Source organism: Microbacterium sp. SORGH_AS_0454 (assembly GCF_031453395.1).
Lineage (GTDB): Bacteria > Actinomycetota > Actinomycetes > Actinomycetales > Microbacteriaceae > Microbacterium.
This window is the reverse complement of sequence record NZ_JAVIYS010000001.1, coordinates 265,623-289,956: the sequence shown is the minus strand read 5'-3', so window position 1 is coordinate 289,956 and position 24,334 is coordinate 265,623. Positions and strand designations below refer to the sequence as shown.

Annotated in this window: 23 protein-coding genes, 1 tRNA gene and 1 pseudogene; 10 read left to right on the top strand and 15 right to left on the bottom strand. The window is 70.6% G+C overall.

Translation table 11 applies throughout. The features are described from left to right. Positions 1-17: 17 nt before the first annotated feature. Positions 18-773 (bottom strand): DUF2071 domain-containing protein, encoded by a 756-nt coding sequence (locus QE454_RS01260; protein ID WP_307458813.1) that lies wholly within the window; start codon positions 771-773, stop codon positions 18-20. 66 nt (positions 774-839) lie between these two features. Here QE454_RS01260 and QE454_RS01255 point away from each other — a divergent pair, with 66 nt between their 5' ends. After that, positions 840-1,184 carry a metalloregulator ArsR/SmtB family transcription factor gene (locus QE454_RS01255; protein ID WP_210072261.1) on the top strand — a complete coding sequence of 115 codons (345 nt, stop codon included), beginning with the start codon at positions 840-842 and terminating at the stop codon, positions 1,182-1,184. On the opposite strand, the gene QE454_RS01250 is transcribed toward QE454_RS01255, so the two are convergent. The 4 genes from QE454_RS01250 to QE454_RS01235 all read right to left on the bottom strand — a co-directional run bounded on the left by QE454_RS01250 (position 1,185) and on the right by QE454_RS01235 (position 3,465). Then, positions 1,185-1,257, bottom strand: a tRNA-Met gene (locus QE454_RS01250). It abuts the gene before it with no gap. A gap of 93 nt (positions 1,258-1,350) precedes the next feature. After that, on the bottom strand, positions 1,351-2,103 hold the full coding sequence (locus tag QE454_RS01245; RefSeq protein WP_210072260.1) for a GntR family transcriptional regulator: 753 nt from the start codon (positions 2,101-2,103) through the stop codon (positions 1,351-1,353). Continuing rightward, on the bottom strand, positions 2,084-2,989 hold the full coding sequence (locus tag QE454_RS01240) for a DMT family transporter (protein ID WP_307458820.1): 906 nt from the start codon (positions 2,987-2,989) through the stop codon (positions 2,084-2,086). The genes QE454_RS01245 and QE454_RS01240 overlap by 20 nt, the downstream gene beginning before the upstream one ends. Positions 2,990-3,027: 38 nt before the next feature. After that, positions 3,028-3,465, bottom strand: coding sequence for a MarR family winged helix-turn-helix transcriptional regulator (locus QE454_RS01235; protein ID WP_307458824.1), 438 nt, complete (start codon positions 3,463-3,465; stop codon positions 3,028-3,030). Positions 3,466-3,520: 55 nt separating this feature from the next. Between QE454_RS01235 and QE454_RS01230 the strand changes: the two genes are divergently transcribed. Both QE454_RS01230 and QE454_RS01225 read left to right on the top strand, forming a co-directional pair. After that, positions 3,521-3,889 carry a VOC family protein gene (locus QE454_RS01230; protein WP_210072257.1) on the top strand — a complete coding sequence of 123 codons (369 nt, stop codon included), beginning with the start codon at positions 3,521-3,523 and terminating at the stop codon, positions 3,887-3,889. A 670-nt stretch (positions 3,890-4,559) separates the two neighbouring features. Continuing rightward, positions 4,560-5,489, top strand: coding sequence for a hypothetical protein (locus QE454_RS01225; protein ID WP_309668499.1), 930 nt, complete (start codon positions 4,560-4,562; stop codon positions 5,487-5,489). A gap of 3 nt (positions 5,490-5,492) precedes the next feature. Here QE454_RS01225 and QE454_RS01220 read toward each other — a convergent pair whose 3' ends face one another. Continuing rightward, the gene (locus QE454_RS01220; RefSeq protein WP_210072255.1) at positions 5,493-5,900 is read right to left on the bottom strand and encodes a YccF domain-containing protein; all 408 of its coding nucleotides are present in this window, start codon (positions 5,898-5,900) and stop codon (positions 5,493-5,495) included. 138 nt (positions 5,901-6,038) lie between these two features. Here QE454_RS01220 and QE454_RS01215 point away from each other — a divergent pair, with 138 nt between their 5' ends. The 3 genes from QE454_RS01215 to QE454_RS01205 all read left to right on the top strand — a co-directional run bounded on the left by QE454_RS01215 (position 6,039) and on the right by QE454_RS01205 (position 10,523). Then, complete coding sequence (locus QE454_RS01215; protein WP_307315242.1) at positions 6,039-6,515, top strand: general stress protein; 477 nt, start codon at positions 6,039-6,041, stop codon at positions 6,513-6,515. Positions 6,516-6,562: 47 nt separating this feature from the next. Then, positions 6,563-8,998, top strand: a complete 2,436-nt coding sequence (locus QE454_RS01210) for an ATP-dependent helicase (RefSeq protein ID WP_307458835.1) — start codon at positions 6,563-6,565, stop codon at positions 8,996-8,998. A 430-nt stretch (positions 8,999-9,428) separates the two neighbouring features. Then, entirely contained in the window at positions 9,429-10,523 is a 1,095-nt protein-coding gene (locus tag QE454_RS01205; protein ID WP_307458838.1) for an SseB family protein, read from the top strand. A gap of 55 nt (positions 10,524-10,578) precedes the next feature. Here the strand turns inward: QE454_RS01205 and QE454_RS01200 are convergent, their stop codons facing one another. Then, a complete protein-coding gene (locus QE454_RS01200; protein WP_307458841.1) occupies positions 10,579-11,205 on the bottom strand; it encodes a DUF1684 domain-containing protein in 627 nt (208 codons plus the stop codon). 153 nt (positions 11,206-11,358) lie between these two features. Between QE454_RS01200 and ligD the strand changes: the two genes are divergently transcribed. Beyond that, entirely contained in the window at positions 11,359-12,384 is a 1,026-nt protein-coding gene (gene ligD / locus QE454_RS01195) for a non-homologous end-joining DNA ligase (protein ID WP_307458845.1), read from the top strand. Here the strand turns inward: ligD and QE454_RS01190 are convergent. Beyond that, positions 12,381-13,331 (bottom strand): helix-turn-helix domain-containing protein, encoded by a 951-nt coding sequence (locus QE454_RS01190; RefSeq protein ID WP_307458849.1) that lies wholly within the window; start codon positions 13,329-13,331, stop codon positions 12,381-12,383. The two genes, ligD and QE454_RS01190, sit on opposite strands and share 4 nt — an antisense overlap. 55 nt (positions 13,332-13,386) lie before the next feature. Here QE454_RS01190 and QE454_RS01185 point away from each other — a divergent pair, with 55 nt between their 5' ends. Next, positions 13,387-14,664 carry an MFS transporter gene (locus QE454_RS01185; protein ID WP_307458851.1) on the top strand — a complete coding sequence of 426 codons (1,278 nt, stop codon included), beginning with the start codon at positions 13,387-13,389 and terminating at the stop codon, positions 14,662-14,664. A gap of 24 nt (positions 14,665-14,688) precedes the next feature. Here the strand turns inward: QE454_RS01185 and QE454_RS01180 are convergent, their stop codons facing one another. The 4 genes and pseudogenes from QE454_RS01180 to QE454_RS01165 form a co-directional block, all read right to left on the bottom strand. After that, positions 14,689-15,732 (bottom strand): ATP-dependent DNA ligase, encoded by a 1,044-nt coding sequence (locus QE454_RS01180; RefSeq protein WP_307458853.1) that lies wholly within the window; start codon positions 15,730-15,732, stop codon positions 14,689-14,691. 4 nt (positions 15,733-15,736) lie between these two features. Beyond that, positions 15,737-16,360 carry an AI-2E family transporter gene (locus QE454_RS01175; RefSeq protein ID WP_396652945.1) on the bottom strand — a complete coding sequence of 208 codons (624 nt, stop codon included), beginning with the start codon at positions 16,358-16,360 and terminating at the stop codon, positions 15,737-15,739. A gap of 166 nt (positions 16,361-16,526) precedes the next feature. Continuing rightward, positions 16,527-16,916 (bottom strand): annotated as a pseudogene (locus QE454_RS01170) (AI-2E family transporter); the annotation flags it as partial. Between the two features lie 100 nt (positions 16,917-17,016). Beyond that, a complete protein-coding gene (locus QE454_RS01165) occupies positions 17,017-17,364 on the bottom strand; it encodes a response regulator (RefSeq protein WP_267786222.1) in 348 nt (115 codons plus the stop codon). Between the two features lie 134 nt (positions 17,365-17,498). Between QE454_RS01165 and QE454_RS01160 the strand changes: the two genes are divergently transcribed. Then, the gene (locus tag QE454_RS01160; RefSeq protein ID WP_210072244.1) at positions 17,499-19,178 is read left to right on the top strand and encodes a cell wall metabolism sensor histidine kinase WalK; all 1,680 of its coding nucleotides are present in this window, start codon (positions 17,499-17,501) and stop codon (positions 19,176-19,178) included. A 40-nt stretch (positions 19,179-19,218) separates the two neighbouring features. On the opposite strand, the gene QE454_RS01155 is transcribed toward QE454_RS01160, so the two are convergent. Together QE454_RS01155 and QE454_RS01150 are read right to left on the bottom strand one after the other, a co-directional pair. Continuing rightward, the gene (locus QE454_RS01155) at positions 19,219-20,460 is read right to left on the bottom strand and encodes an acyl-CoA dehydrogenase family protein (protein WP_307458858.1); all 1,242 of its coding nucleotides are present in this window, start codon (positions 20,458-20,460) and stop codon (positions 19,219-19,221) included. A 438-nt stretch (positions 20,461-20,898) separates the two neighbouring features. Further along, positions 20,899-21,567 carry a TetR/AcrR family transcriptional regulator gene (locus QE454_RS01150; RefSeq protein WP_210072242.1) on the bottom strand — a complete coding sequence of 223 codons (669 nt, stop codon included), beginning with the start codon at positions 21,565-21,567 and terminating at the stop codon, positions 20,899-20,901. A gap of 122 nt (positions 21,568-21,689) precedes the next feature. On the opposite strand from QE454_RS01150, the gene QE454_RS01145 reads away from it, so the two are divergent. After that, a complete protein-coding gene (locus tag QE454_RS01145; protein ID WP_307458863.1) occupies positions 21,690-23,165 on the top strand; it encodes an FAD-dependent oxidoreductase in 1,476 nt (491 codons plus the stop codon). Positions 23,166-23,391: 226 nt separating this feature from the next. Here the strand turns inward: QE454_RS01145 and QE454_RS01140 are convergent, their stop codons facing one another. After that, positions 23,392-24,024, bottom strand: coding sequence for a LysE family translocator (locus QE454_RS01140; RefSeq protein ID WP_210072240.1), 633 nt, complete (start codon positions 24,022-24,024; stop codon positions 23,392-23,394). Positions 24,025-24,334: the final 310 nt, after the last annotated feature.

Genomic DNA, 24,334 nt, shown 5'->3' with positions numbered 1-24,334 from the left:
GTCCAGTCTGGCAGCAGTCACGGGGCCGGTGCGGGTTCGGAAACGCTGCTCCACCGCGTCGGGACGTCGTGCATGAGCAGGGCGTGATCGAACTCGGCGGCGCCGGCGGGCAGGGTCTCGAAGAAGGTCGACGAGAGGTCGGCGACGGCGAGCGGCTCCACGCGCCACGCGTCGGTGTCGAGCCGGAGGCCCTCGAGCGGGCCGGAGCGCGTGGGGGACCACCCCACGGCATCCTTCCGGAAGAAGGCCGACGAGTCTTCGAGCGTCTCGAAGAGGCGGCTGTGGAACGGGATGCCGGGACCCCGGCGAGCCGTGACGCGCACGCGCAGGTCGTCGGCGTCGACGCTGACCGCGAGGTCGTCGGAGGTGGTGCGGAAGTCGACCCTCGCCGGGGCGTGCGTTCCGGGGAAGACGCGACCGCCGACGAGTCGGACGAGGCGCGAGGAGCTGTGACGGCGGGGGATGTACACGCCGGTTCGCGGGCCGTCTGCGGTGTTCCACTCGACCGCTACGCGGTGCGCGGCATTTCGGCTGCGGTGTCCGACCACGGGGGTGAACCATGTGGGGCGTAAAGCCGTGAGCTGGATCAGGCAGACGCCCGCGACCGCGCTGCCGGCGACGAGTTGGGGGCGCAGGCCCTGAGGTAGCAGAGACCCGGCGACGTCGGGGTCGACGCGGTAGTTGACGAGCACGCGCTGGGCGATCGTCGCGGCCATCGGCGGGAGGCGGGATGCGGGGTTCTTTCGGACCCGCGTGTTCGTCTGCTCGGTCATGAGTCATCCTTCGCTATTTAGCGAAGAAGCTACACGCAATTTAGCTACAGTGCTAGATTGGGTTTCGTGACCGACACGGCATCCGACATCTTCGCGGCTCTCGCGCACCCCACACGGCGCCAGATCCTGCAAGATCTGAAAGACGGCGAGATGGCCGCGGGTGAGATCGCGGCGCGGTTCGACGCGAGTGGGCCGACCATCTCGCGGCACCTCGGCGTGCTGCGCCAAGCCGGTCTCATCTCGGAGCGGCGTGACGCGAACCGCATCCTGTACTCGCTCGTCGGCGAACGGCTGGCGCTGTCGGTGGGTGATTTCCTGTCGACGGTGTGCCCGGAGCAGATCGTGTTGCGCGAGGTGCGCAAGCGTCGGCCGGCCGTGCGCGATGCTGGCGCGGTCTCCGCTGAGGCGTAGACGCGACGGCGGGAGTCGAACCCGCCACGCCTTCGGTTATGAGCCGAGGCCCGGGACCGCCCGGATCGCCGCGATGTGTCCCCACGCTAACCCGGGGTGCGGGATGGGCGAAGAGGCGTTGCGCGGCGTGACGCGATGTGTCGTCGTGTGGCGCTCGGGGCGCCCGTCAGCGACCGGCGCGCCCGTCGATGATCGCCCGCGTCGAGTGCTCGAGGTGCGCGCGGACCACCCGCTCCGGGTCTCGCAACGCCTCCTCGACGTACGCGCGGTGCTCCTCCGTCAATGCCCCCGGTGCGTAAGCCGGCCGCACGTGCGTGAGCAGCAGCCGCATCTCGCCGTCGAGGCGGCGGTACTCCTCCGCGATGCGCGAAGAGCCGGACGCGTCCACGAGTGCGAGATGCACGCGAGCGTGGGCATCGAGGGTGGCGGGCCAGTCGCCCGCGGCCTCGGCCACGGCCAGGTCATCGAGCGCGGCGCCGACGGCGGAGGGGCGGATGCCGCGATCGCGCACGATCCGCAGGGCCTCGGTCTCGAGGGCGCACCGCAACTGCTGCAGGGCGGTCAGGGCGTCGTCGTCGAGAAGGGACACGCGGACTCCGCGGTACGGCTCGGCGGTGGTGAGGCGCTCGGCGGTCAGCGTGGCGAGAGCGGTGCGCGCGGTGTGCCGCGAGACGCCGTGAGCCGCGCTGAGATCCTCTTCCCGCAGCGGGGTGCCGGGCGCGAGTTCGCCCGACAGGATCTCGGAGCGGACGGCGGCGGCGACCGCGTCGGCGGTGCGGGGGCCGGGGGCGGACAGCGAAGATCGGCGCACGGCTGCGGTCGTGAGTGCCGCGGCGTCCGCGGCGATGCGCTCGGCCTCTCCCGGCGGGGTGCGGCCCGCCCCAGCGCCTTCGTTCGCGTCAGGCCCGTGCCGCAGCATCCGGAACCTCCTCACCGCGACGAGACGGAGCCGACACCACGGCGAGGCCCACCGCGATGAGGGCCAGGCCGATGCCGCTGACCAGCGTGAGCTGCTCGCGCAGCACGAAGAGGCCGAGCAGGGTGGCGGCGAGGGGTTCGGCCAGCGTCAGCGTCGACACCGTGACGGCGCTCAAGCGCGCCAGGCTCCACCCGAACAGCAGGTACGCGATCGCCGTCGTCACCACCCCGAGCCACAGGGCGAGGGCAAGACCGTTCGGGGTGAGGAGCCATGACGTTCCGGCGAGCAGGAGCACGGGCAGGCTCGCCACGGCGGCGACGCCGAACACCGCCCCCATGACGCGCGTGGAGTTCCACCCCCTCTCGATCAGCGCTTTGCCGCACACCGTATAGAGGGCGTACGACATTCCCGCGCCCGCCGAGGCGAGCAGGCCCGCCGGGGCGAGCGCGGTCGCGCCGCCGGTCATGCCCGACACGAAAACGACCCCGAGCAGGGCGACGGCGGTCGCGAGCATCCAGCGCGGTGACGGGGCGCGGCGCAGGCGCACGGCATCCGCGATCCCGGTGGCGATGGGCGCCGAGCCGAGGGCGACGACCGTGCCGATCGCGACACCGTTCTCGCGCGTGCCGAGGAAGAACAGGGGCTGGTAGGCGAGGACCCCGACCGCTGCCACGGCGATCAGGGCGGACGTCGACCCGCGCGAGCCGCCCGCCGCCCGCATCGGCGTTCGGCGGGTCAGGGCCAGAAGGCCCAGGATGCCGCCACCCACCACGATCCGCGCCGCCCCGACCGCGAGGGGTGAGGCATCGACGCCCGCGAGCGCTTGCGCTGTGCCCGTGGTGGAGAAGCACAGTGCCGCGGCGAGGATCGCGAGGGCGGGAAGCATGCATGGATTGTTACACAATCCTCGCGTCGCCGCGCGCCTCAGTCGCGAAGCGCCGTCACCATCGATCGCAACGCGTGCAGGGCGGCGGCCTGCTCGGCATCCGTCATTGCGCTCAGCATGCGCTTCTCGACGGACCGGACGGCGGCGCTCGCCGCAGCGAGGGTGCATCGACCCTTCTCGGTGAGGCGGGTGGGGAGCGCCTTGCCGACAGGGGCGGTGTCCGGTCGCTCGACGATGCCGTCGCGCTCGAGGCTCTGCAGCAGCACGTTCATCGACTGCCGGGTGACGAAGGCGCCGCGTGCGAGGTCGGAGTTCGACAGGCCGGGCCGCTGGGCGAGCAGCTCGAGGCAGGAGTAGTGCGTGATCGTCATTCCGAGGGGGCGCAGGACGTCTTCCATCGCCGCACGCAGAGCGCTCGCCGCCTCTTTCAGCAGGTAGCCGAGCGAAGTGTTCAGGTCGATGGACTCTTGCGCCATGTCAGTATTCTGACATACGCTTCGTGTCAGATAACTGACACACAAGGAGCGCCTCATGCCCGTCACCGGACCCGACTTCATCTCACTCCAGGTGCGCGACCTCGCCGCCTCCCACGCCTTCTACGAGAAGTACCTCGGCCTGCGCCGTTCGCCCGCCGGCCCTCCCCACGCCGTCGTCTTCGACACCGCGCCGATCGCCTTCGCCCTGCGCGACCTCGCGCCGGGCACCGACCTCACCGGCATCGCCCAGCCCGGAGTCGGCGTCGCCGTCTGGCTCCACGCCACGGAGGTGCAACAGATGCACGACGACCTCGCCGCCGCCGGACACCTGATCGTCACGGCTCCGATCGACGGCCCCTTCGGCCGCACCTTCACCTTCGCCGACCCCGACGGCTACCACGTCACCGTGCACGACAGGGGGTGAGCCCGGGGCGGTGGGTTCCCGGCATCCGGGACCGTCCGGCGGAGTCGGGGCGGGACGCGCCGGTTGCCGTGGCTGGGGGGCGGCGTGTCGGCGGTGGACTCCGCGGGAGGGTCGGTCGGGGGCGGTGTCGGGCTGCGGGTTTTTCGGCCGGGCGGGGCGGCGGGTTCCCGGCATCCGGGGCCGTCCGGCGGAGTCGGGGCGGGACACGCCGGTTGCCGTGGCTTGGGGACGGCGTGTCGGCGGTGGACTCCGCGGGACGGTCGGTCGGGGGCGGTGTCGGGCTGCGGGTGTTTCGGTCGGGCGGGGCGGTGGGTTCCCGGCATCCGGGACCGTCCGGCGGAGTCGGGGCGGGACACGCCGGTCTCCACGGGCGGTGGACGGCGTGTCGGCGGTGGACTCCGCGTGAGGGTCGGTCGGGGGCGGTGTCGGGCGGCGGGTTCTTCGGTCGGGCGGGGCGGTGGGTTCCCGGCATCCGGGACCGTCCGGCGGAGTCGGGGCGGGACACGCCGGTTCCCGGGGGCGAGGGACGGCGTGTCGGCGGTGGGCACCGCGGGACGGCGATGCTCGAGCGGAACGGATGCCGTCACCCCGGCCCACGCTCGAATTCACCCGCTCCGATGCCCGCCGCCGGCCGGGCGGAAGCCCAGGAACGGGCGGGTAACGTGGGTACATGGCGACGACGGCGGGGCGAGGCATCCTGGCTCTCAGCGTCGCCGTGATCCTCCTCGCCGTCGGCACGGTTCTGGCCGTGCTGGTGGATCCGTTCACGCGCGAGCAGGTGACGGTCGACCCGACGGCGGAATGGGTCGCGCGCGTGCTGCTGGTCTTCGGCGTGGTCTGGCTGCTGATCGGTGCGATCGCCGCGCGCACGCGTCTGGTTCGACGACCCGGCGCCGCTGCCGCACGCGCGTCGTGGATCGCCTCCACCCGGCCGTGGCGGTCGCGGGAGTCGAGCCTCGGCCTGCTGCCGCTGGACCGCTGGCTCATGATCCTCGTGCCCGGTGCGCTCCTCGTGATGACGCGGGTCGTCCAGACGCCGCGCGATGGGCTCTGGGGCATCCTCATCGCCGTCGCCGGGTGGCTCGTGTTCGCCGCCACGGTGCGTCTGCTGCTCGGGCGCCGCTCGCCCTGGCCGATCACCGCGGCGGTGGGCGGGGCCCTCGTACTGCGGTGCGTGGTCGCGCTGTCGGCCGTGTCGTTGTCGGGGCCGGACGGCGTCTGGTCGACGATCTGGGCGCAGCCGGGGGTGCGCATCGTCTACCTCGCGGTCGCCTTCGCGCTGGTGGCGTGGGTGTTCGTCGTGGCCGGGTGGTCGCTTTCGGCGCAGCTCGGCCGCCGCCGCGCTGCGGGCGTCGCCCTCGCCGGGATGGGCGTCGGTTACGCCCTGCCCGCGGCGACCATCGCGGTGATGGGGGCGCACGACGCGCTCCGCTCCTGGAACGAGCAGATCGGAGTGCTTCCCTGGGATCTCGCGCGCTTCAGCGGAGCACGCGAAGGGGCATTTCCCCTCGAGATCATGACGACCACGGCCGTGATCGGCGGGGTCGCGCTGGTGGTCGGCATCCTGCTCGCTCTGCCGCGCCGCGTGTACGGGCGCTGAGCGTCAGCGTCCCAGGGTCTGGTCGAACGGCCCGCCGCGACCGATCTCACGCACCTCTTTGCCCAGCGGCATGAGCGACACCGGGACCAGTTTGAAGTTCGCGATCCCGAGCGGGATGCCGATGATCGTGACGCACAGCAGCAGTCCGGTGAAGACGTGGCCCAGGGCCAGCCACCATCCGGCGAGGATCACCCAGACGACGTTGCCGAGGAACGAGCCGACTCCCGCCGACCTCTTCGCCACGATCTCACGACCGAACGGCCACAGGGCGTACAGACCGATACGGAACGACGCGATGCCCCAGGGGATCGTGACGATGAAGATGCACAGCACGACCCCCGCGGCGAGGTAGCCGAGGAAGAGCCAGAAGCCCGAGAGGACGAGCCAGAGGACGTTGAGGATCAGGCGCATGCCTCCATCGTCCAGGTGTCGGCTGAATGGCGTGCGGGTTTGACTCTCGGCCCCTAACCCGGGCTCCTTCGACGCGCAACCGCCCCGCGGCGAGCGGGAGGCGCCGTTAGCGTGGGGCCACCGAGGGAAGGAACCGCCATGTCCGACATCACCCGGGCCACGCCCGAACGCCGCGTCCTGTCGAGCTTCACCGACTACACCGGGGCACAAGCCGCCGTCGACCGGTTGTCCGACGCGGGCTTCCCCGTCGAGCACACCGCGATCGTCGGAACCGGCGTGCGGATCGTCGAGCAGGTGACGGGCCGCCTCACGCGCGGTCGCGCGGCCGGGCTCGGTGCCGCGTCGGGGGCCTGGTTCGGCCTGATGATCGGCGTGCTGATCGGTCTGCTCAGCGTCAACGGCTTCCTCGGTTTCGTCTTGCTGGGCCTCGTGCTCGGAGCCGTCTGGGGTGCCGTCTTCGGTTTCGCCGGGCACGCGTTCACGGGCGGACGCCGCGACTTCTCGTCGGTGCAGGGCTTCGAGGCCGAGCGCTGGGACGTGACGGTGGATGCCGAGCACTTCTCGCGCGCGCAGTCGCTGTTGTCGTCGGGTGCGGCGGGGGAGGCGCGGAGCTGAGCCCGACGGGGCCGATGTCGGAGGCCCCGCCTAGACTTGACCCCGCCATGACCGACGCCTCCACGCCCCTCATCGTCGACGGTCCCGGACCGTCGGCATCCCGACCCGACGCCGACCTCCTCGAGGGGCTGAACGGTCCGCAGCGCGAGGCCGTGACCTATCGCGGCCAGGCGCTGCTCATCGTCGCGGGCGCCGGCTCCGGTAAGACGAGCGTGCTCACGCGGCGCATCGCCTCGCTGCTGCGCACGCGCGAGGCGTATCCCAGCCAAATCCTCGCGATCACCTTCACGAACAAGGCCGCGGGCGAGATGCGCGAGCGCGTGCACCAGCTCATCGGTCAGAAGGCCGACGGCATGTGGATCTCGACGTTCCACTCCGCCTGCGTGCGCATTCTCCGCCGCGAGGCCGAGCAGTTCGGTTTCACCAAGTCGTTCACCATCTACGACTCCGGCGACTCCCGCGCCCTCATCAAGCGTCTCGTCAAAGAGCACGAGGGCGACTCGTTCGGCCTCACCCCGGCCGGTACCCAGAGCCGCATCTCGAAGCTGAAGAACGAGCTGGCGGATGCCGAGTCCTACGCGCGATCCACGAACATGAGCGACCCGGCTGAGCGCGTGTTCGTCGAGATCTTCGGCTCGTACCAGCGTGAGCTGCAGCGCGCCAACGCCTTCGATTTCGACGACCTCATCGCCCAGACCGTCTACCTGTTCCGGGCGTTCCCGCAGGTGGCCGACCGGTACCGCAAGCGGTTCCGGCACATCCTGGTCGACGAGTACCAGGACACCAACCACGCGCAATACGCGCTCATCCACGAGCTGACACGGCCTCCGGGCGCCGACGCCGAGCCGTTCTCGTCGGGCGGCATGATGATCTTCGACGCCGAGCCGGCGGGCGAAGACGCCGCATCCCTCACCGTCGTCGGTGACTCCGACCAGTCGATCTACGCGTTCCGCGGCGCCGACATCCGCAACATCAGCGAGTTCGAGCGCGACTACCCGGGCGCCAAGGTCGTGCTGCTCGAGCAGAACTACCGCTCCACGCAGAACATCCTCTCCGCGGCCAACGCGGTGATCTCGAACAACTTCGACCGCAAAGACAAAAAGCTCTGGACCGACGTCGGTGCCGGCGATCCGATCATCGGCTTCACCGGCTACTCGCAGCACGATGAGGCGCAGTTCGTCGCCGACGAGATCGAGGCACTCCACAAGAAGGGCGTCGACTATTCGGGCGTCGCGGTGTTCTACCGCACCAACTCGCAGTCGCGTGCGCTCGAAGAGATCTTCATCCGCTCGGCCGTGCCCTACAAGATCATGGGCGGCACCAAGTTCTACGAGCGCGCCGAGATCAAAGACGCCCTCGCATACCTCGTCGCCGTGGCCAATCCCGCCGACTCGATGGCCCTCCGGCGCATCCTCAACCGGCCGCGCCGCGGTATCGGCGACGTCACCGAGACGGCCATCGCCCGCTACGCCGCCGAGCACGGGATCACCTTCCGCGATGCCCTGGCCAACTCGGCCCAGATCGGCGTCGGCCCCAAGCTGCAGAAGGCCATCGACCAGCTCGACGCGGTGCTGACCGAGGCCACGGCGGTCATGCTCCCGGCATCCGGAGAGCTCGCTCCCTCCACGTCGGTCACCGAGGGTCTCACGCTGCTGCTGAACAAGAGCGGGTACTTCGACGCCCTGCGCACGAGCAAAGACCCGCAGGACGAGGCGCGTCTCGAGAACCTCGACGAGCTCGTCGCGGTGACGCGGGAGTTCGCGCGCAACAACCCCGAGGGCACGATCATCGACTTCCTCACCGAGGTCACCCTCGTGGCAGATGCCGACGACCTCGACGACGCGTCGGGCTCGGTGTCGCTCATGACCTTGCACACGGCGAAGGGCCTCGAGTACGACGCGGTGTTCCTCACCGGCGTCGAAGAAGACCTGCTCCCGCACCGCATCTCGGCGAACGAGCCGGGCGGGCCGCAGGAGGAACGCCGGCTGTTCTACGTCGGCATCACCCGCGCCCGCAAGCGTCTTCACCTCTCGCTCGCGATGACCCGCGCGCAGTTCGGCGAGGTCACGGTCGCGATGCCTAGCCGGTTCCTACAGGAGATCCCCGCCGACCTCATCGACTGGCGGCAGTCGCCCGGCGACGTCAACGGCCGCGGGGGCTCGCAGTCGCGTGCGCTCAACGCCCGCGGACGACGCCCCGGCCAGGCCGGGAGCGCGGGTAACCGCTACGGCGACGACCTCGTGCCGCTGCCCAAGCGCGCGCCGGCCGACCCGAGCAAGTTCCCCAACCGCATCCCCGCGAAGGTCCGTGACAACGGCGACATGCAGCTCGCGTCGGGCGACCGCATCCGTCACGACGACTTCGGCGAGGGCCGTGTAGACGCCGTGACCGGCGAAGGCGCCAAGCGCGTGGCGCACGTGCGCTTCGACACGGTCGGGCCGAAGAAGCTGCTCGTCAAGATCGCGCCCATCACCAAGCTGTAGAACGCGTCGCGAGGCGGTTGGCGGGCTCCTCGCCCGGGCCGTCGGCGTGCCGCGCCCGGCGTGTGGTGCCACGGGCGCGGGCGCGGGCGGGGTGCCACGGGCGCGGGCGCGGGCGCGGGCGGGGTGCCGCGGGTGTGGGCCGGGCGCGGGCCGGGCACGGGTGCGGCGGGCGCGGGTGCGGCGGGCGCGGGTGCGGCGGGCGTGGGCGCGGCGGCGTGGCGCTCGCGCGGGTCCCTCCCACGCATAAACGCGATCCACTCGCAGAAACGCGTGCTCCTCGCGTTTATGGGCGCTGATCGTGTTTATCGGTGCCCGGAGGGCGCCGTCCCGCGCAGGAACGCGATGCGGTCGCGGCCTCGACCGGGGCGCGGACGCCGTTCGCGGCACCCCGCCGGGCCCGGCCCGCGGACCGCCCGGATAGGCTTGCGCAATGGCTCTCTTCTCGCGCCGCAAGAAGTCCGACTCCGACGACGTATCGGCCGACCGGCCCGACACCGCGATCGAGCCGGGCGAACAGCCCGTCGATCCCGCGGGCCCGAGCGATGCCGCTCCGGCTGCGGAGGTTCCGGCCGAAGCCGCCCCGACCGTGGGCATCTCGATGTCGTCGTTCCGCGGGGTGGGCGCCGGCCCCGACACTCCCGAGCCCTCGTCGGCTCCGCCCGTGGCAGCTCGTCCCTCGGCACGCCAGCCCGGCGCGATGGAGGCCCCCGAGGCACCCGAGACGGTCCCGGGCCTTCGCGACAACGTCCTGCTCGGCAATGCCCTCGCCGAGGTCGACGGGCAGCCCGAGCCCGCTCAGCTGCTCAACATCGCGCGGCAGTTGCTGCAGGGGCACGTCTTCCTCCGCGTGAAGGGCGACGCCCGAGCGCTCCTCGCCGAGGGCAAGGACCTCCCGCTCGCCGTCGCGAACAACGGCGACGAGCAGCTCGTCCTCGCCTACAGCGGCGGACTCGCCCTGCGTGCCAGCGTCGATGCCGACGGCGACCGCGACACGTCTGCGATGGGCCAGCCCGTCATGGCGCTGCTGCGTCACGTGCTCGCCGGTCCCTACGCGGGCATCATCCTCGACCCCGCCTCCCAGCCGAACCGCGCCGTGCTGCCCAAGGCTCTCCTCGAGCGCATGGTCGCCGAGGTCGACCCCGAACTGCGCATCAAGACCGCCCTGTGCGAGACGCGCGATGACTCCACCGCGTCGAGGATCGTCGACGCGATCGTCGCCGAGGCTCCCCTGTGGATCGGCGTGAACCGCTCCGAGGAGGGCGGCCCGATCGGTGTCGCCGAGTCGCGGTCGGTCACGGGTGAGCGCTTCCTCGAGGTCTTCACGCACCCGCTCGAGCTCCTCGCCCTCGGACGTGGCGACCAGCCGCTGCCCATCCAGCGCACACAGCTCGCGAAGGCTCTGGCCGGTGACGCCGCACTGACCGGCATCCTGATCGATCCTGCCGGCCCGTGGATCCGCATCGACCGCGACGAGCTCGCTCCGGTGATCGCTCTGGCGGAAGAGGGCTCCGAGCCCACCGCCTGACTCGACGACAAGACGGCGGGCCGCTCCCTCTCGGGGCGGCCCGCCGTCGTCCGTGTCAGACCCCGTACAGCTCGCCGACCGGCACCGCGACCGGGAGCACGTTGCCGGCCGGGGCCAGCGGGCAGGCCCACATCGGGTCGTACGCGCACGAGGGGTTGTACGCGAAGTTGAAGTCGATGACGAGGGTGTCGGGCGCGGCACCCCGGCCGAGATCGGCGCCCTTGATGGTGTCGAGCAGATAACGCCCGCCGCCGTAGGTGCCCCCGGGGCGGCCGGCCGCGGCATCCCGAACCGGCACGAACAGCCCGCCGCCGTACGACGTCAGCCGCCACACGTCGAGGGATCCGGTCTCGGGCAGTTCGACACGACCGATGCGTTCGAAGCCGACCTCGCCGTCGGTGCCGGTCGTGGCCACGAACGAGGCCTCGTCGGCGTCGAGCAGGGGTACCTCGAAGCGCCACGCGGCGTCGTACGGTGCGAGTGGCAGGCCGACGAACCCTTCGCGCTGCTCCGGGAGCAGGGGAGTGGCCGGGTGATCGGCGAACAGCGCGTCGCGCTCGATGCGCCACAGCTCGTGGGCGTCTTCGGGATCGTCGGCTTCGCGCACCGCGTCGTACAGCGCGAAGACGCGTCGGCGCCAGTCGGCGATGTCGAGGGCGGTCCGGGCGGCTGCGGAGGTCATGGTCCGAGCGTAAACGGCTGCCGGATGCCAGGACTCGGGCTGGACAGCGAGGCGGCGCCCGCTCTGCTCGAAGACGTCTCCGGGGTAACACGGCTTCCGCCCTCTCGCGCAACCCGGCAGACACGACCGTCGCCCGCGCACTAGCGTCGGGACATGGCATCCCCCCGCATCACGCTGACCGTGCCGGGCCCCGAGGGTAATCGCGAGGTGGGCATCTCCAACCCCGATCGCGTGCTGTGGCCCGAGGTGGGTATCACCAAGCGCGAGCTCGCCGAGTACCTCATCGCCGTCGCCGACCCCTTCATCGCGGCGAACGGGCATCGGCCGGTGTCGCTCGAGCGTTTTCCCGAGGGGGTGGGTGGCGAGGCGTTCTTCTCGAAGAACCCGCCGAAGGGGGCGCCCGACTTCGTCGAGGCCGTCACCGTGACGTACAACAGCGGGCGCCGGCATCCGCAGCTCTTCCTCGGCGAGATCGCGTCGGCGGTGTGGGCCGCGCAGATGAACACGATCGTGTTCCACCCCTGGGCCTCTCTCGCGAGCGATGCCGACCACCCCGTCGAGTTGCGTATCGACCTCGATCCGCAGCCGGGAACGGGTATCGCCGAGGCGGTCAGCGCGGCGCACGAACTGCGCACGGTCCTTCGCGAAGCGGGCCTCGAGGCCTGGATCAAGACGAGCGGCAACCGCGGCCTGCACGTGTTCTGCCCGATCGAGCCGACGCACGAGTTCCTCGACGTCCGGCACGCGGTCATCGCCGCCGCGCGCGAACTGGAGCGACGGATGCCGGATGCCGTGACCACGAGCTGGTGGAAGGAAGAGCGGGGTCAGCGCATCTTCGTCGACTTCAACCAGGCCAACCGCGACCGCACGATGGCGGGTGCCTACTCGCCCCGAGCGCTGCCGACCGCGACCGTGTCGACGCCGGTGACCTGGGACGAACTCGACGACATCGACCCGCTCGCCTTCACCGTGCGCTCGATTCCCGAGCGGTTGAGCACTATCGGGGATCCGTGGGCGGGGTTCAGCGAGAAGCCCGGACGCATCGACACGCTGCTGGAATGGTGGCAACGCGACCTCGACGCCGGGCTGGGCGAGCTGCCGTTCCCGCCCGAGTTCCCGAAGATGCCGGGCGAGCCGCCGCGCGTGCAGCCCTCGCGGGCGAAGTCCCCAGGCGCTTAGGGGTTCAGCGCGTCGCCCGCGGCGCTGCGGTAGTAGAGCACGGCGCGTCCGTATCGCGTGCGGTTCAAGAGCCCCGCGCGTTCCATCACGCGCAGGTGCTGGTTGATCGCGGAGGTGGAGACACCGAGCTGCAGGGCGAGATCGGTGGAGGATGCCGGCTCACCCAGCGCCACGAGAAGTGTCGCGCGCGTGCGACCGAGCAGGTCGACGACGGCGTCGGGTGCGGGCTGCGCGCTGGTGGACCACATCGCCCCCTGCCCGCGCGCGGGGTACATCACCGTGGGAGGGAGGTCGTCGTCGATGGGCGTCGAGACGCGGACGGTGAAGATCGACGGGACGAGGGTGAGGCCTTCGCCGAGGACCGGTCGGCGGCGGATCTCGGGGTTCCACAACCGCACGTCGAGGTGTCGTCCGTCGTAGCGCGCGGCATCCGACAGGCCGTTGAGGACCGTACCCATGCCGGATTGCGCGGCGATGCGCCCACGGTAGGCGATGTCGGAGCGCAGGACCGCGCTCATGCGCGCCCAGTGCGGCGCGAAGCAGAGGTCCCACGTGGTCGCGAGCGCTCGCTGCAGACGAGCGACGACGAGATCGTGGCGCCCGCGGAAAACCGTCGGCACCTCCCCGTGCACCCGCTCGAGATCGGTGTGCAAGCGCGCCCGCGAGATGCGGCCGAGCTCCGCCAGTTCGTCGTCGAACGACGTAAGAGGGGAGGCGGGCCGCGGGTTGACGAAGTCGGCCGTCCACTTGCGGTCGTTGATCAGCGCGAGCAGCACCTCGAGATCCAGGAGCGGGCGCACGTCTGCGATCTGCCGGAGCCACGGAGCCTGCAGCGGGTACCCCTCCGGTTGCGACAGGGCGCGGAGTCCGAGCCCCAGCTCCGACAACGGGGAGATACCGAAACGGATCGCCGAGATGTCGGCGGCCTCCAGCTCGTACCGGATCATGAAGCCCCACGCTACATCGATTGAACGCCTCTCCGCCGACTGGATCAATGGAGGGGTGACCAGCACGATCCCCGCCGTCCCCCTGAAAGTTCTCGTGCAGACGGACAAGACTCTGCGCCGCCTGCTGACGATCACGCTGGTCGACACCCTCGGACGCGGCGCGTTCTTCACTCTGACGACGCTGTATCTCACCCTCATCGTGGGACTCGAGCCCGTGACGGTCGGTATCGGCTTGACCATCGCCGGCGCGGTCGGCGTGGCCAGCTCGCTCGCCTTCGGTCACCTCTCGGACCGCGTCAGCGCACGGATGATGCTGATCGTGCTGCACGTGGTGCAGGGCACGGCGCTCATCGGCTACCTCTTCGTGAGGGATCTTGCTTCGCTCGTGATCGTCGCCTCGCTCGTGCTGCTCGCACAACAGGGCGGCGGGAGCGTGCGCTCGTCCGTGGTCGGGCGGGCGTTCCGCGGAGACGACCGCGTACGCATCCGCGCCGCCATGCGGACCGTGACCAATGTCGGGATCGGGATCGGCACCGCGGTCGCGGCGATCCCGCTCGCCCTCGGCACGCCGTTCGCCTTCCACGTGACGATGACCGTCTCGGGATCGTTCTTCCTGCTGTCCGCGCTGCTCGTGGCCGGACTCGACCCGGCTCGCGTCGACGTCTCCACCGCCGAACCCGCGCCGGACGCCCCCGCCGAGGCAGGCCGGAGTCCCTATCGGGACCCGCGGTTCCTGTGGCTCACCGCTCTCATGGGAGTGTTCGGCATCCAATTCGGTGTGTTCGAGATCGGCGTACCGCTGTGGGTCGTCGCGCACACGATCGCCCCCGACGTGGTCGTCAGCCCACTGCTGCTCGTCAACACGGTCGTCGTGGTGCTGCTGCAGGTGCGGATGAGTCGCGGGACCGGCACCTTCGCCGGGGCCGGACGCGCGATGAGCAGGGCAGGGTGGCTCATGGTCGCGGCGTGCGCGCTCTGGGCGGGCGCGGGCTGGATCGGCGGCGAGGGGTGGGGCCCGGTGGCGGCGGTGATCGTGGTGCTGCTGGTCGCGGCCGTCGTGCACTCCCTCGCCGAGATCACCTCGAGCGCTGCAGGCTGGAGCCTGAGCTTCGACCTCGCCCCGCAGGAACGTATGGGCAGCTACCAGGGCGTCTACGGCACCGGATACGCGGTCGGCGCGATGATCGCCCCCGCCGTGGTGACGCTCACGGCGATCGATCTCGGCACGGGCGGGTGGGCGATTCTCGCGGCGATGTTCGCCGCTGCGGCTGCGGGGGTCGTCGTGATCGCACGGCGGGCCGAGCGGGAAGGGGATGCCGCTCCCACCGGCTGAGCGACAGTGCGGGAGTCGCCGGACTCAGTCCAGCACGTCGCCCAGGTCGTACGACGACACCGTCTCGAGCTGCGTGAACGTGCAGGAGCGGGCGTCGCGGTCGGGGCGCCAGCGGTCGAACTGCACGGTGTGGCGAAAGCGCATGCCCTCGAGCTGGTCGTAACGCACCTCGAGCACGAGCTCGGGGCGCAGCCGGACGAACGATACGTCTTTCGACGCCGAGAAGCGTGAACGGTCGGTCTCGCCGACGACGGCGGCGCCGTCGGCATCTCGCTCGACGAGCGGGGCGAGTTCGTCGATGAGCTCGCGCCGTTTCTTGTCGGTCCATGCTGAGACACCGCCGACGCCGTGCAGGCGACCCTCGTCGTCGTACAGACCGACGAGCAGCGAACCCACGCCCTCGCCCGACTTGTGGATGCGGTAGCCGAGGGCGACGACGTCTGCCGTGCGGGCGTGCTTGATCTTGAACATCGTGCGCTTGTTCGGCGCGTAGGGCTGGGCGAGCGGCTTGGCGATCACGCCGTCGAGGCCCGCGCCCTCGAACTCGGCGAGCCACCGGCGCGCGAGGTCGGGGTCGTCGGTCGTGCGGGTGACGTGAACGGGGTGCGGCACGGTGCCCAACAGGTCTTCGAGCTGCGCACGGCGCTCCGAGAACGGCTCGTTCTGCAGGTCGCGGTCGCCGCGGGCGAGCAGGTCGAACGCGATGAACATCGCCGGCGTCTCTTCGGACAGCAGGGCCACGCGCGAGGCCGCGGGGTGGATGCGCTGCGACAGGGCCTCCCAGTCGAGGCGTTGCGCGCCGGCCTGGCCGCGGGCGACCACGACCTCTCCGTCGATGAGGCACGGCTCGGGCAGGATCTCGGCGAACGCCGCGACCAGCTCGGGGAAGTACCGGGTGAGGGGCTTCGCCCCGCGACTGCCGATCTCGACGTCGGTGCCGTCCCACGACACCAGCGCGCGGAAGCCGTCCCACTTGGGTTCGTAGCTGAACCCGCCCGCGACCTTGGCGTGCTCGGGCACCTGGGGCACCGACTTCGCCAGCATCGGTGCGGGGATGTCGTAGCCCACGGCGTCAGTCCTCGCTCTCGCCCCCGGCGAGCGGAACGGGGTTGCGACGCTTCTTGCGGCGCGCCCACTCGGCCGGCTTGTCATCGCCGTTCCAGACGCTGATCACGCCCCACACCACGGCGGTCAGCGGGACGGCCAGAAGCGTGCCCAGGATGCCGCCGATCGCGGTGCCACCTGCGAGCACCACCAGGACGACGAAGGAGTGCAGCTTCATCGAGCGACCCATGAGAACCGGCTGCAGGAAATTGCCCTCGAGCTGGTTGACCAGCACCACGATGCCGACCACGATCAGGGCGACGATCGGCCCGTTGGTGACCAGGGCGACGAGCGCGGCCAAGATCCCGGCGGTGACGGCGCCGACGATCGGGATGAAAGCGAGAAGGAAGACAAGGACCGCCAGGGGGAGGGCGAGGGGCACCTGCAGGATCGCCAGCCCGATGCCGATACCGATCGCGTCGACGGCGGCCACGGATGCCGTGCCGCGGACGTACGAGCCCAGCACGGTGACGGTCTTGTCTCCGATCCGGCGTGCGCGCTCGTAGTCGCTGCCGCGGAAGGGGCGCAGCACGAACTCCCACATGCGGGGGCCGTCCTTGAGGAAGAAGAACAGGATGACGACCATGAGCACGAAGCCGGTGACGAACGATGCGACAGCGCTGACCCCGGCGAGGGCGCCGGTGCCGAACTCCGAGCTCGTGACGAAGCTCTGGACCCCCTGGAGCGGCCTGATTCACCTGGTCGGGCGAGACGGCGAAGGGGAGCGTGTGATACCAGTCCTGCGCCTGCTCGAAGCCCTGCGTGGCCTGCGAGCTGAGGTAGTCCCACTGATTGATGACGGCGTTCGCCACCAGCCAGCCGAGCGCTCCGAGAACGACGACGACCGCGAGCAGCGTCAGCAGCGTCGCCAAGACGGCGGGCACGCCCTTTCGCCTCATCCACATCGTGACCGGCCCGAAGGCCGACGCGAAGATGAGGGCGAGGACCAGCGGGATGATCACCAGCGTGACCTGTCGAATGCCCCAGATGAGCCCGGTCACCAGCACCACGACGATGATGATCTGCACGGCGCGGATGGCGAGACGCCCGAAGCCGTCGGACCACAGACTCTTCGGTGGCGTCTGTGCCGCCGGGGGGACGGAACGGACGGTGTCGTGCGGCGCGGGGTGGCGGGAGAACAGGCCCATGCTCACACGGTACTGGGGACCTCCGACATGGCCGGTGTGTCTTGCGCCGGGTGACGAGGCGGATTAGGGCGCGGCGACGCGGCTCCGCCGGAGTCCTCGGTCAACCCTCGAGGATCTCCCGGACCTGGGCGACGACCGCCCGCGGTCGGAAAGGTTTCGAGATGACCGCGTCGACGCCCGACTCGCGCGCTCGGCACTGATCTTCCGACTGCGCGCGGGCGGTGAGCATGAGGATGCGGGGCTGCTCGATACCGCACGTCGCCCTGATCTTCTCGCACGCTCGGATGCCGTCCATGACGGGCATCATCCAATCGAGAAGAACGACGCGCGGCCGTTCGCGCAGCACGGCGTCGACGCCTTCCTCCCCGTTGCTCGCCCGAACGGCTGAGATATCTGCTCGGTCGAGACCCATCAGCAACAGATCGGCGATGTCATCGTCGTCGTCCACAACCACAACCGAAGCTCCCATATGAGATATCTTGCCCGGAAAGTACCGCGACGGTCGGCGCAGAAAACCTCATCCCAGATGCTGGCAAAATCGCACGAGGCAGCGCCGTCCTGTGGCGCGCGGAAGGGGGCGGCATGCCCGATCGATCAATTTGGACGCCCCTTCTTCCTGGTCAGCTGTTCGTGCGTCTGCAGTTGCCCTTCTTGCTCGGGGTCACACTGCTCTCGGTGGTCATGCTCATCGCCGTTCCCGAACTCGAACGATCGGCGGAATTGTGGCTGGGCTTGGGGGTGTTGGCGGCTGCCTCGGCACTGTTCCTCTCGCCGCGGCAGACGTGGATGCACACGGGGTGGATCATCGTCATCCCCGTGCTCGACATCGTCAGTATCGCGTTCGTGCGCACCGCCCTCCTGCCGTACCTGCCGTCCGTGGGACTGCTGTCCCTCGTCCCCTTCGCGTGGATCGCGTACCGGTTCGGGTGGCCCGGACTCGCGCTGATCCTCGTGTCCGGCATCGTCATCGCCGGTCTTCCCTTTCTTCTCGGCGGACGACCCGTGACGACTCTCCTCGCGCTCGTGAATGTTCTGACCCTCCCCTTCATCGCGACCGGGTTATCGGTCGCGATCCATCTGGGCTCGCGAAACTTCGAAATGCGGCGTCGAATGTCGGAGGAAGCGACGGCGAGGCTTCGCACCGCTTTGGAGCAGTCGCACGAGGCGGAATTGCTCCTGCGTTCTGTGTTCGACACCGTCAGCGGAGCCGTGGCGTACTACAACGCGCGAAACGAGCTCGTGCTCGCCAATGCGACCGCCGCGAAGATGGTCGATGTCGTCGGATTCCGTCTCGACGTTCCCCCGTATGCAGGACCCGACGCATTGATGGCCGACAGGAAGACGAGGATTCCGCTCGAGCGCCAGATCATTCCGCGTGCCCTGCGGGGCGAGATCATCGCGAATCACATCGAATGGCTCGGCCGCCCGGGCAGCCAGATCGCCATCATGGCATCGTCGCGCCGCGTGCACCGAGAAGACGGCACCCTCCTCGGCACGGTGATCGCCGCGTACGACGTGACCGAGCTGGTAGAGGCGATCGAGGTGCGCGAGGAGTTCTTGACGACGGTGTCGCATGAGCTGCGTACTCCGCTCACATCGATCATCGGCTACACGGAAGAGATCGTCGACGTCCTCGGGGAAGACGCGAAGAGGCTCGGGATCGACTCGTGGCTGGCGACGATCCTGCGCAACACCGACACCTTGCTCGATCGTGTCAGCGAATTGCTGACGGTCGCCGATTCGCAGGTGCAGCTCGAGGTTCGGGAGGTCGACGTCGCATCGATCATCGGGCGTGCGGTCGAACCGTTCACCGTGTTGGCCGGGCGCGCCGGTATCGAGTTGCGGACCGACGTGTCCGCCGATCTTCTCATCGAGGCGGATCCGACCCGTTTGGCGCAGGTGGTCGAAAATCTCGTGGGCAACGCGACGAAGTTCACCGGGCGCGGGGGACTCGTCACGGTCAGCGCGCGGCGACGAAGCGACGAGGAACTGTCGATCTCGGTGGCCGATACCGGGATCGGGATGACCGCCGACGTTCGACGGCGCGTGTTCGACCGCTTCTATCGGGCTCAGGTCGTGCGAGACGACGCCATCCAGGGAATCGGCGTCGGCATGTCCATCGTGAAGAAGATCGTCGACGCCCACGGCGGGGAGATCGCGATAGAGAGCGCCCCCGGGCTAGGGACGACGGTGACGGTGGTGTTGCCGACGCGCTTCGGCACGGGCCCGGCTCCCGCAGCGGAGGCGGTGGCGTCCGCGTAGCCCCCTCGACGCGCGGGCGCCGGGGTGCCGGCATCCGGGCTCAGACGAACGCGCTCATTCCGGTGATGTCGCGGCCGAGCAGGAGGGCCTGGACGCTCTCGGTCCCCTCGTACGTGTGGATGGCCTCGATGTCGGCCATGTGCTGCATGACGCCGTTCTCGAGCAGGATGCCGTTGCCGCCCAGCAGGTCGCGCGCGATGGTGGCGACCCGGCGGGCCGCCCGGGTGTTGTGGTACTTCGCGAGCGACGCCTGGGTGGGACGCAGGCCTCCGCTGGACTCGAGGTCGGCCAGGCGGCGGCAGTAGAGCTGCATCGCGGTGAGTTCGTCGAGCATCTGCGCGAGCCGCTCCTGCACCATCTGGAACTTGGCGAGGGGTTTGCCGAACTGCATGCGTTCGGTGGCATATGTCCGGGCGATCTCGTAGCAGGCGGTCGCGTGGCCGAGCGCCGACCAGGCGACGCCCGATCGCGTGGCGAACAGAACTACCGATGCGTCTTTGAAGGTGTGCGTGCCGGGCAGCACGGCATCCGCGGGAAGACGCACCTCGTCCATCGCGATGTGAGCCTGGTGGATGCCGCGCAGCGACACCTTTCCGGTGATGACGGTGCCCGTGTAGCCCGGGGTGTCCTGCTCGACGAGGAAGCAGCGCACGTTGCCGTGGTCGTCGCCGCCCTCGTTCTCGACGCGCGCCCAGACGAAGGTGATGCCGCCGGAGGCGCCGTTGCCGATCCACTTCTTCGTACCGCTGAGCGACCAGCCCTCGTCGGTGCGGGTGGCGGTGGTCTCGAGAGAGACGGAGTCGGAGCCGTGGTCGGGCTCGGTCAGCGCGAAGGCGCCGAGCACGGTGCCGTCGGCGAGGGGCTTCAGCCAGCGCTGCTGCTGCTCGGGCGAGCCGTAGAGCGCGAGCGTTCGCAGCGCGAGTCCGCCCTGCACGGCGAGGGCCGTGGCGAGCGAGCCGTCGTGGCGCGAGATCTCCATATTGACCAGGCCCGCGGCCAGCGGCGAGGTGTAGGGCAGCTCGTCGTGCTCGATGCCGTCGGTGAACAGCTCGAGCTCGCCCATGCGCCGGACGAGGTCGATCGGGTAGCTCGCGGCATCCCATTCGCCCTGCATGCGCGTGCCGACTTCGTCGGCGAAAACCTTGGCGGTGTCCCAGATCGCGCGGTCGGCGTCAGGGATGTCGGCGAACACCGCGTAGTAGTCGGTGTCGCGGCGGCCCAGCAGGTCGTAGCGGGCGACGCGCTCTCCGGGGAGCGCGCGGGCATCGGCGTCGATGGTCATGGGTCCCAGTATCGCGCATGTTGATACTGGGTGTCACGTGCCGGGAGAGACTCGCGGCGAACGCTCGGGCGGATGCTCGGGTGGGTGCCCGGGTGCCCGGGTGCCCGGGTGCCCGGGTGCCCGGGTGCGCGCGGCGCCGTGTCGCGCGCCCCGCGATGACCGGGCCCGCTTCGACGTCGAGTGTCCACGACACCCGGACGATTTTTCAAAATGTCCGGGTGTTTTGGATACTCAACGCAGGGGCCCCGCCCCGCGATGGCGGTGCGTCATTCGACGTCGAGTCCCGCGGTGGCGGTGCGTGATTGGACGTTGAGTGTCCACAACACCCGGACGATTTTTCGCAACGTCCGGGTGTTTTGGACACTCAACGGGTGGGGCGGGCGGGCGGGCGGGCGGGCGGGCGGGCACGCGAGGGACGGCCCCCGCGAAGCCCGCGCGTCAGTCGCCCAGCGCCCCGCGCAGGCGCCGCGTGACCTCCGCGGCGGGCATGCGACGGGGGAAGGCCGCGACGATCAGGTCGTCGCCGGCCGCGTCATCGCCGTCGGGGTGCACGCCGTAGCGGCGCAGCACGTCGTCGAGAGCGCGACGGAGAATGGATGCCGGCACCCGAGCGCCCCGCATCAATCGGCGCAGCACGTGATTGTGCACCGCCGTGACCGAGGCCGCGAAGCCGACGGCATCCAGGGGGTCGAGACCGGGGAGCGCTTCGCGCAGGTACTCGTCGAAGAGGCGTTCGTAGCGGAACACCGTGACGATCTCGCGGTCGCGAAGGCCCGGGATCTGCCGCACGATGGCGTAGCGGCGTCGGGCGACCTCGGGGTCGGCGGCGAAGTGCCGGAACACGCGCACCGACGCCTCGCACACGGCCGCCCACGGATCGTCGTGCGGCTGGGCGAGATACGCGCGCGTCTCGGCGAGAAGCACCTCGTGGTCGGCGAACACGACGTCTTCTTTGCCGCCGAACTGCCGGAAGAACGTCGACCGCGACACCCCGGCCGCCTGCGCGATCTGCTCGACCGAGGTCTGGTCGTAGCCGTGCTCGACGAAGAGGTCGATAGCCGCGGACACGACGGCGGTGCGGCTCGAGGGGGCGGCGCTGTCGGTCACGCCCCGAGCCTATCCGCGGGCCGCCCGCGCGCGGCGTCGGGTTACGCGGGCGTCGCGTAGATGATCGGGGCGTCGGTGGCAACCGCATACCGAGACCCTCGCGCCCGCGATGGGATGAACGCATGACCTCCTCCCTGTGGCACCGCGACCAGACGTCCGTCGACGGGACGCCGTTCGAACCCGACGCCCGGCACGCCGTGGTCATCGTCGGCGCCGGGATCACCGGCCTTTCGGTCGCCGTGATGCTCGCCGAGGCGGGGGTCGATGTCGCGGTGGTCGACGCAGGCGACGTGGGGCAGGGGGCGACCGGGGCGTCGGTGGGTATGGCATCCCTTCTGCAGGGGACGACCCTCGCGGCGCTCCGCGCCCACCACCCGGCCGGACTCGTGAAGGCGTATGTCGACGCGAACCGTGCGGGGCAGGAGTGGCTCGCCGAGCGCGCCGGCGCCGCCGCCGATCGGCGCACCGCCTTCACCTTCGGGCGGGGTCTCGCCACCGACACCGCTCTCGACGCGGTACGCGATGTGGCGCGCGAGGCCGGGCTGCCCATCCGCGAAGACGGCCCCGCAGACCTCGGCGGCCGCACCGCTGTGCGTGCCCTGGCCCTCGACGACCAGCTCGCCCTCGACCCCGTCGCGCTCTCGCGCTCCCTCGCCGAGGCGGCCCTGGCGGCCGGGGCGACGCTGCACACGGGCGTCCGCGTGACCGACGTGCACGCTCTGCCCGCCGGTCGCGCCGACACCGACCACGGCACGATCTTCGGCGACACCGTCGTTCTCGCCACCGGCACGCCCATCGCCCGCCGCGGTCTGTACGACCTGAAGACCCGCGCCCTGCGTTCTTGGGCGATCGCCTTCGAGATGGAGGGGGATGCCGAGGCCCCCGGCGGCATGTGGAGCGAGGTCGGCGCCGACGGGCGCAGCATCGTCGCGGCACCGTCGTCGTTCGGGCGCGGGGTCCTGCTGGTGACCGGGGCACGGCATCCGGTCGGCTCCGCTCCCTCGGAGGTCGCGCTCGCCGAGGGGCTCGCCGCCTGGGCACGCCGCACGCTCCCGGTGGGCGCGGAGATCGCCCGCTGGTCGGGACAGGACTACCAGTCGCACAACCTCGTGCCCTTCGTCGGAGGGATGCCGAGGGGCCTCGGACGCCTGCGCTTCGCCACCGGATACGCCGGGTGGGGCCTGACCAACGCCCCCGCCGCCGCGATGCGGTTGACCGACGAGATCCGCGGCGTCTCGCGCAGCGACCGGCCGCAGTGGATGCGCACGATCGGCACGCGCATGACCGTTCCCGCCGACCTCGGCCGGGGCGTCGGCGAAGCCGCGCGTCGGGTGGGCGTGGCCGCGGGCGCCTTCGCCGCGGCGGCGCCCGCACCGGTCAAGCGACCGGCCGAGGGAGCCGGGGTGGTGTCGCGGCAGGGGCTGCGGACCGCGGCGGTGTCGACGATCGAGGGACGCACGCGCGCGGTGGTGGCCCCGGCCCCGCTCACCTGGAACGACGCGGAGCGCTCGTGGGACAGCCCCGTCGACGGCTCGCGCTACGCCCCGGACGGCACGCGGCTCGAGGGCGCGGCATCCGCGGATCTGGGCGTGCGCTGAGGTCGTCGGGCCTGGCGAGGCTCGGCTCGAGGGCGCGGCATCCGCGGATCTGGGTGTGCGCTGAGGTCGTCGGGCGTGGCGGGGCTCGGCTCGGCCGCGCCGAGACTGCATCTCGCGACAAACCGGTTGCAGGCTGACGCGGAGTTGTCAGCGAGTTGCCGTCTCGACGGCCGCCACCTCGACGGCCGCCACCTGGACGACCGCCCGAGTCAGCTCTTCGGGCCGGTCAACTCTTCGCGCCCGACAGCGCGAGCGCGCCGCCGAGGCCGATCATCATGACACCGCCCGTGCCCGACAGGGTCGAGATGCGCTTGGGTGAGCGGGCAAACCACTCGCGGGCGGTGCCGGCGGCCAGGGCCCACACGCTGTCGCAGGTGAGCGCCATGATCTGGAAAATCAGGCCGAGAACGAGCAGTTGCAGCCACACCGCCCCCGCGTGCGGGTCGACGAACTGCGGCAGCACCGCGACGAAGAAGGCGATCGTCTTGGGGTTGGTCAGCCCGACGACGAAACCTTGACGCAGCAGGGTCCACGACGACGACGGCGCGCGGCTCGCCCCGGCGACGTGAGCGTGGCGATGACGGATGGCCTGGATGCCGAGCCACACGAGGTAGATCGCCCCGACGATCTTGAGCACCGTGAACGCGACGATCGACGACGCGACGATCGCCCCGACGCCGAAGGCCACCGCGATGACGGCGGGCACGGTGCCCAGCGCGTTTCCGACGACACTGAGCACCCCCGCACGGCGGCCGAGCGCGATGGATCGTCCGATCACGAAGAGCACGCTCGGACCCGGGATGACGATGATGACGACCGACGCGGCGACGAAGGCCACGAGGTTCTCGATCGGAGGCATGCGTGGACTGTACTGCCGTCGCGTTTCGGGACGGTATCGCGCGTGGCAGCGGGCGAAACTCCTGAAATTCGGGATGCCGGTGGCCGTGAACGCGCGCAGGGCGGGGTGATCGCCCGGTTTCTCAGGAGTTTGGCCCGGCGGCTTCGCCTCGCCTCAGCCGGGTCCGGCGTCGGCAGGCGGCGGGGCGGCGCGCCGAGGCCAGAATTCGTACCCGCGTCTGGCAGGTGGTGCGCGCGTCGCGGCGGGCCGAACTCCTGAGATTCAGGATGCCGGTGGCCGCGGACGCGTTCAGAGGAGGGTGATCACGCGG

What these genes read in the sequence shown, in the direction of transcription:
- QE454_RS01210 (WP_307458835.1), top strand. Translation starts at nt 6,563, where the DNA reads ATGACCGACGCCTCCACGCCCCTCATCGTCGACGGTCCCGGACCGTCG.
- QE454_RS01240 (WP_307458820.1), bottom strand. Translation starts at nt 2,989, where the DNA reads ATGCTTCCCGCCCTCGCGATCCTCGCCGCGGCACTGTGCTTCTCCACC.
- QE454_RS01140 (WP_210072240.1), bottom strand. Translation starts at nt 24,024, where the DNA reads ATGCCTCCGATCGAGAACCTCGTGGCCTTCGTCGCCGCGTCGGTCGTC.
- QE454_RS01160 (WP_210072244.1), top strand. Translation starts at nt 17,499, where the DNA reads ATGCCCGATCGATCAATTTGGACGCCCCTTCTTCCTGGTCAGCTGTTC.
- QE454_RS01155 (WP_307458858.1), bottom strand. Translation starts at nt 20,460, where the DNA reads ATGACCATCGACGCCGATGCCCGCGCGCTCCCCGGAGAGCGCGTCGCC.
- QE454_RS01225 (WP_309668499.1), top strand. Translation starts at nt 4,560, where the DNA reads ATGGCGACGACGGCGGGGCGAGGCATCCTGGCTCTCAGCGTCGCCGTG.
- QE454_RS01245 (WP_210072260.1), bottom strand. Translation starts at nt 2,103, where the DNA reads ATGCTGCGGCACGGGCCTGACGCGAACGAAGGCGCTGGGGCGGGCCGC.
- QE454_RS01230 (WP_210072257.1), top strand. Translation starts at nt 3,521, where the DNA reads ATGCCCGTCACCGGACCCGACTTCATCTCACTCCAGGTGCGCGACCTC.
- QE454_RS01220 (WP_210072255.1), bottom strand. Translation starts at nt 5,900, where the DNA reads ATGCGCCTGATCCTCAACGTCCTCTGGCTCGTCCTCTCGGGCTTCTGG.
- QE454_RS01235 (WP_307458824.1), bottom strand. Translation starts at nt 3,465, where the DNA reads ATGGCGCAAGAGTCCATCGACCTGAACACTTCGCTCGGCTACCTGCTG.
- QE454_RS01215 (WP_307315242.1), top strand. Translation starts at nt 6,039, where the DNA reads ATGTCCGACATCACCCGGGCCACGCCCGAACGCCGCGTCCTGTCGAGC.
- QE454_RS01260 (WP_307458813.1), bottom strand. Translation starts at nt 773, where the DNA reads ATGACCGAGCAGACGAACACGCGGGTCCGAAAGAACCCCGCATCCCGC.
- QE454_RS01190 (WP_307458849.1), bottom strand. Translation starts at nt 13,331, where the DNA reads ATGATCCGGTACGAGCTGGAGGCCGCCGACATCTCGGCGATCCGTTTC.
- QE454_RS01145 (WP_307458863.1), top strand. Translation starts at nt 21,690, where the DNA reads ATGACCTCCTCCCTGTGGCACCGCGACCAGACGTCCGTCGACGGGACG.
- QE454_RS01205 (WP_307458838.1), top strand. Translation starts at nt 9,429, where the DNA reads ATGGCTCTCTTCTCGCGCCGCAAGAAGTCCGACTCCGACGACGTATCG.
- ligD (WP_307458845.1), top strand. Translation starts at nt 11,359, where the DNA reads ATGGCATCCCCCCGCATCACGCTGACCGTGCCGGGCCCCGAGGGTAAT.
- QE454_RS01200 (WP_307458841.1), bottom strand. Translation starts at nt 11,205, where the DNA reads ATGACCTCCGCAGCCGCCCGGACCGCCCTCGACATCGCCGACTGGCGC.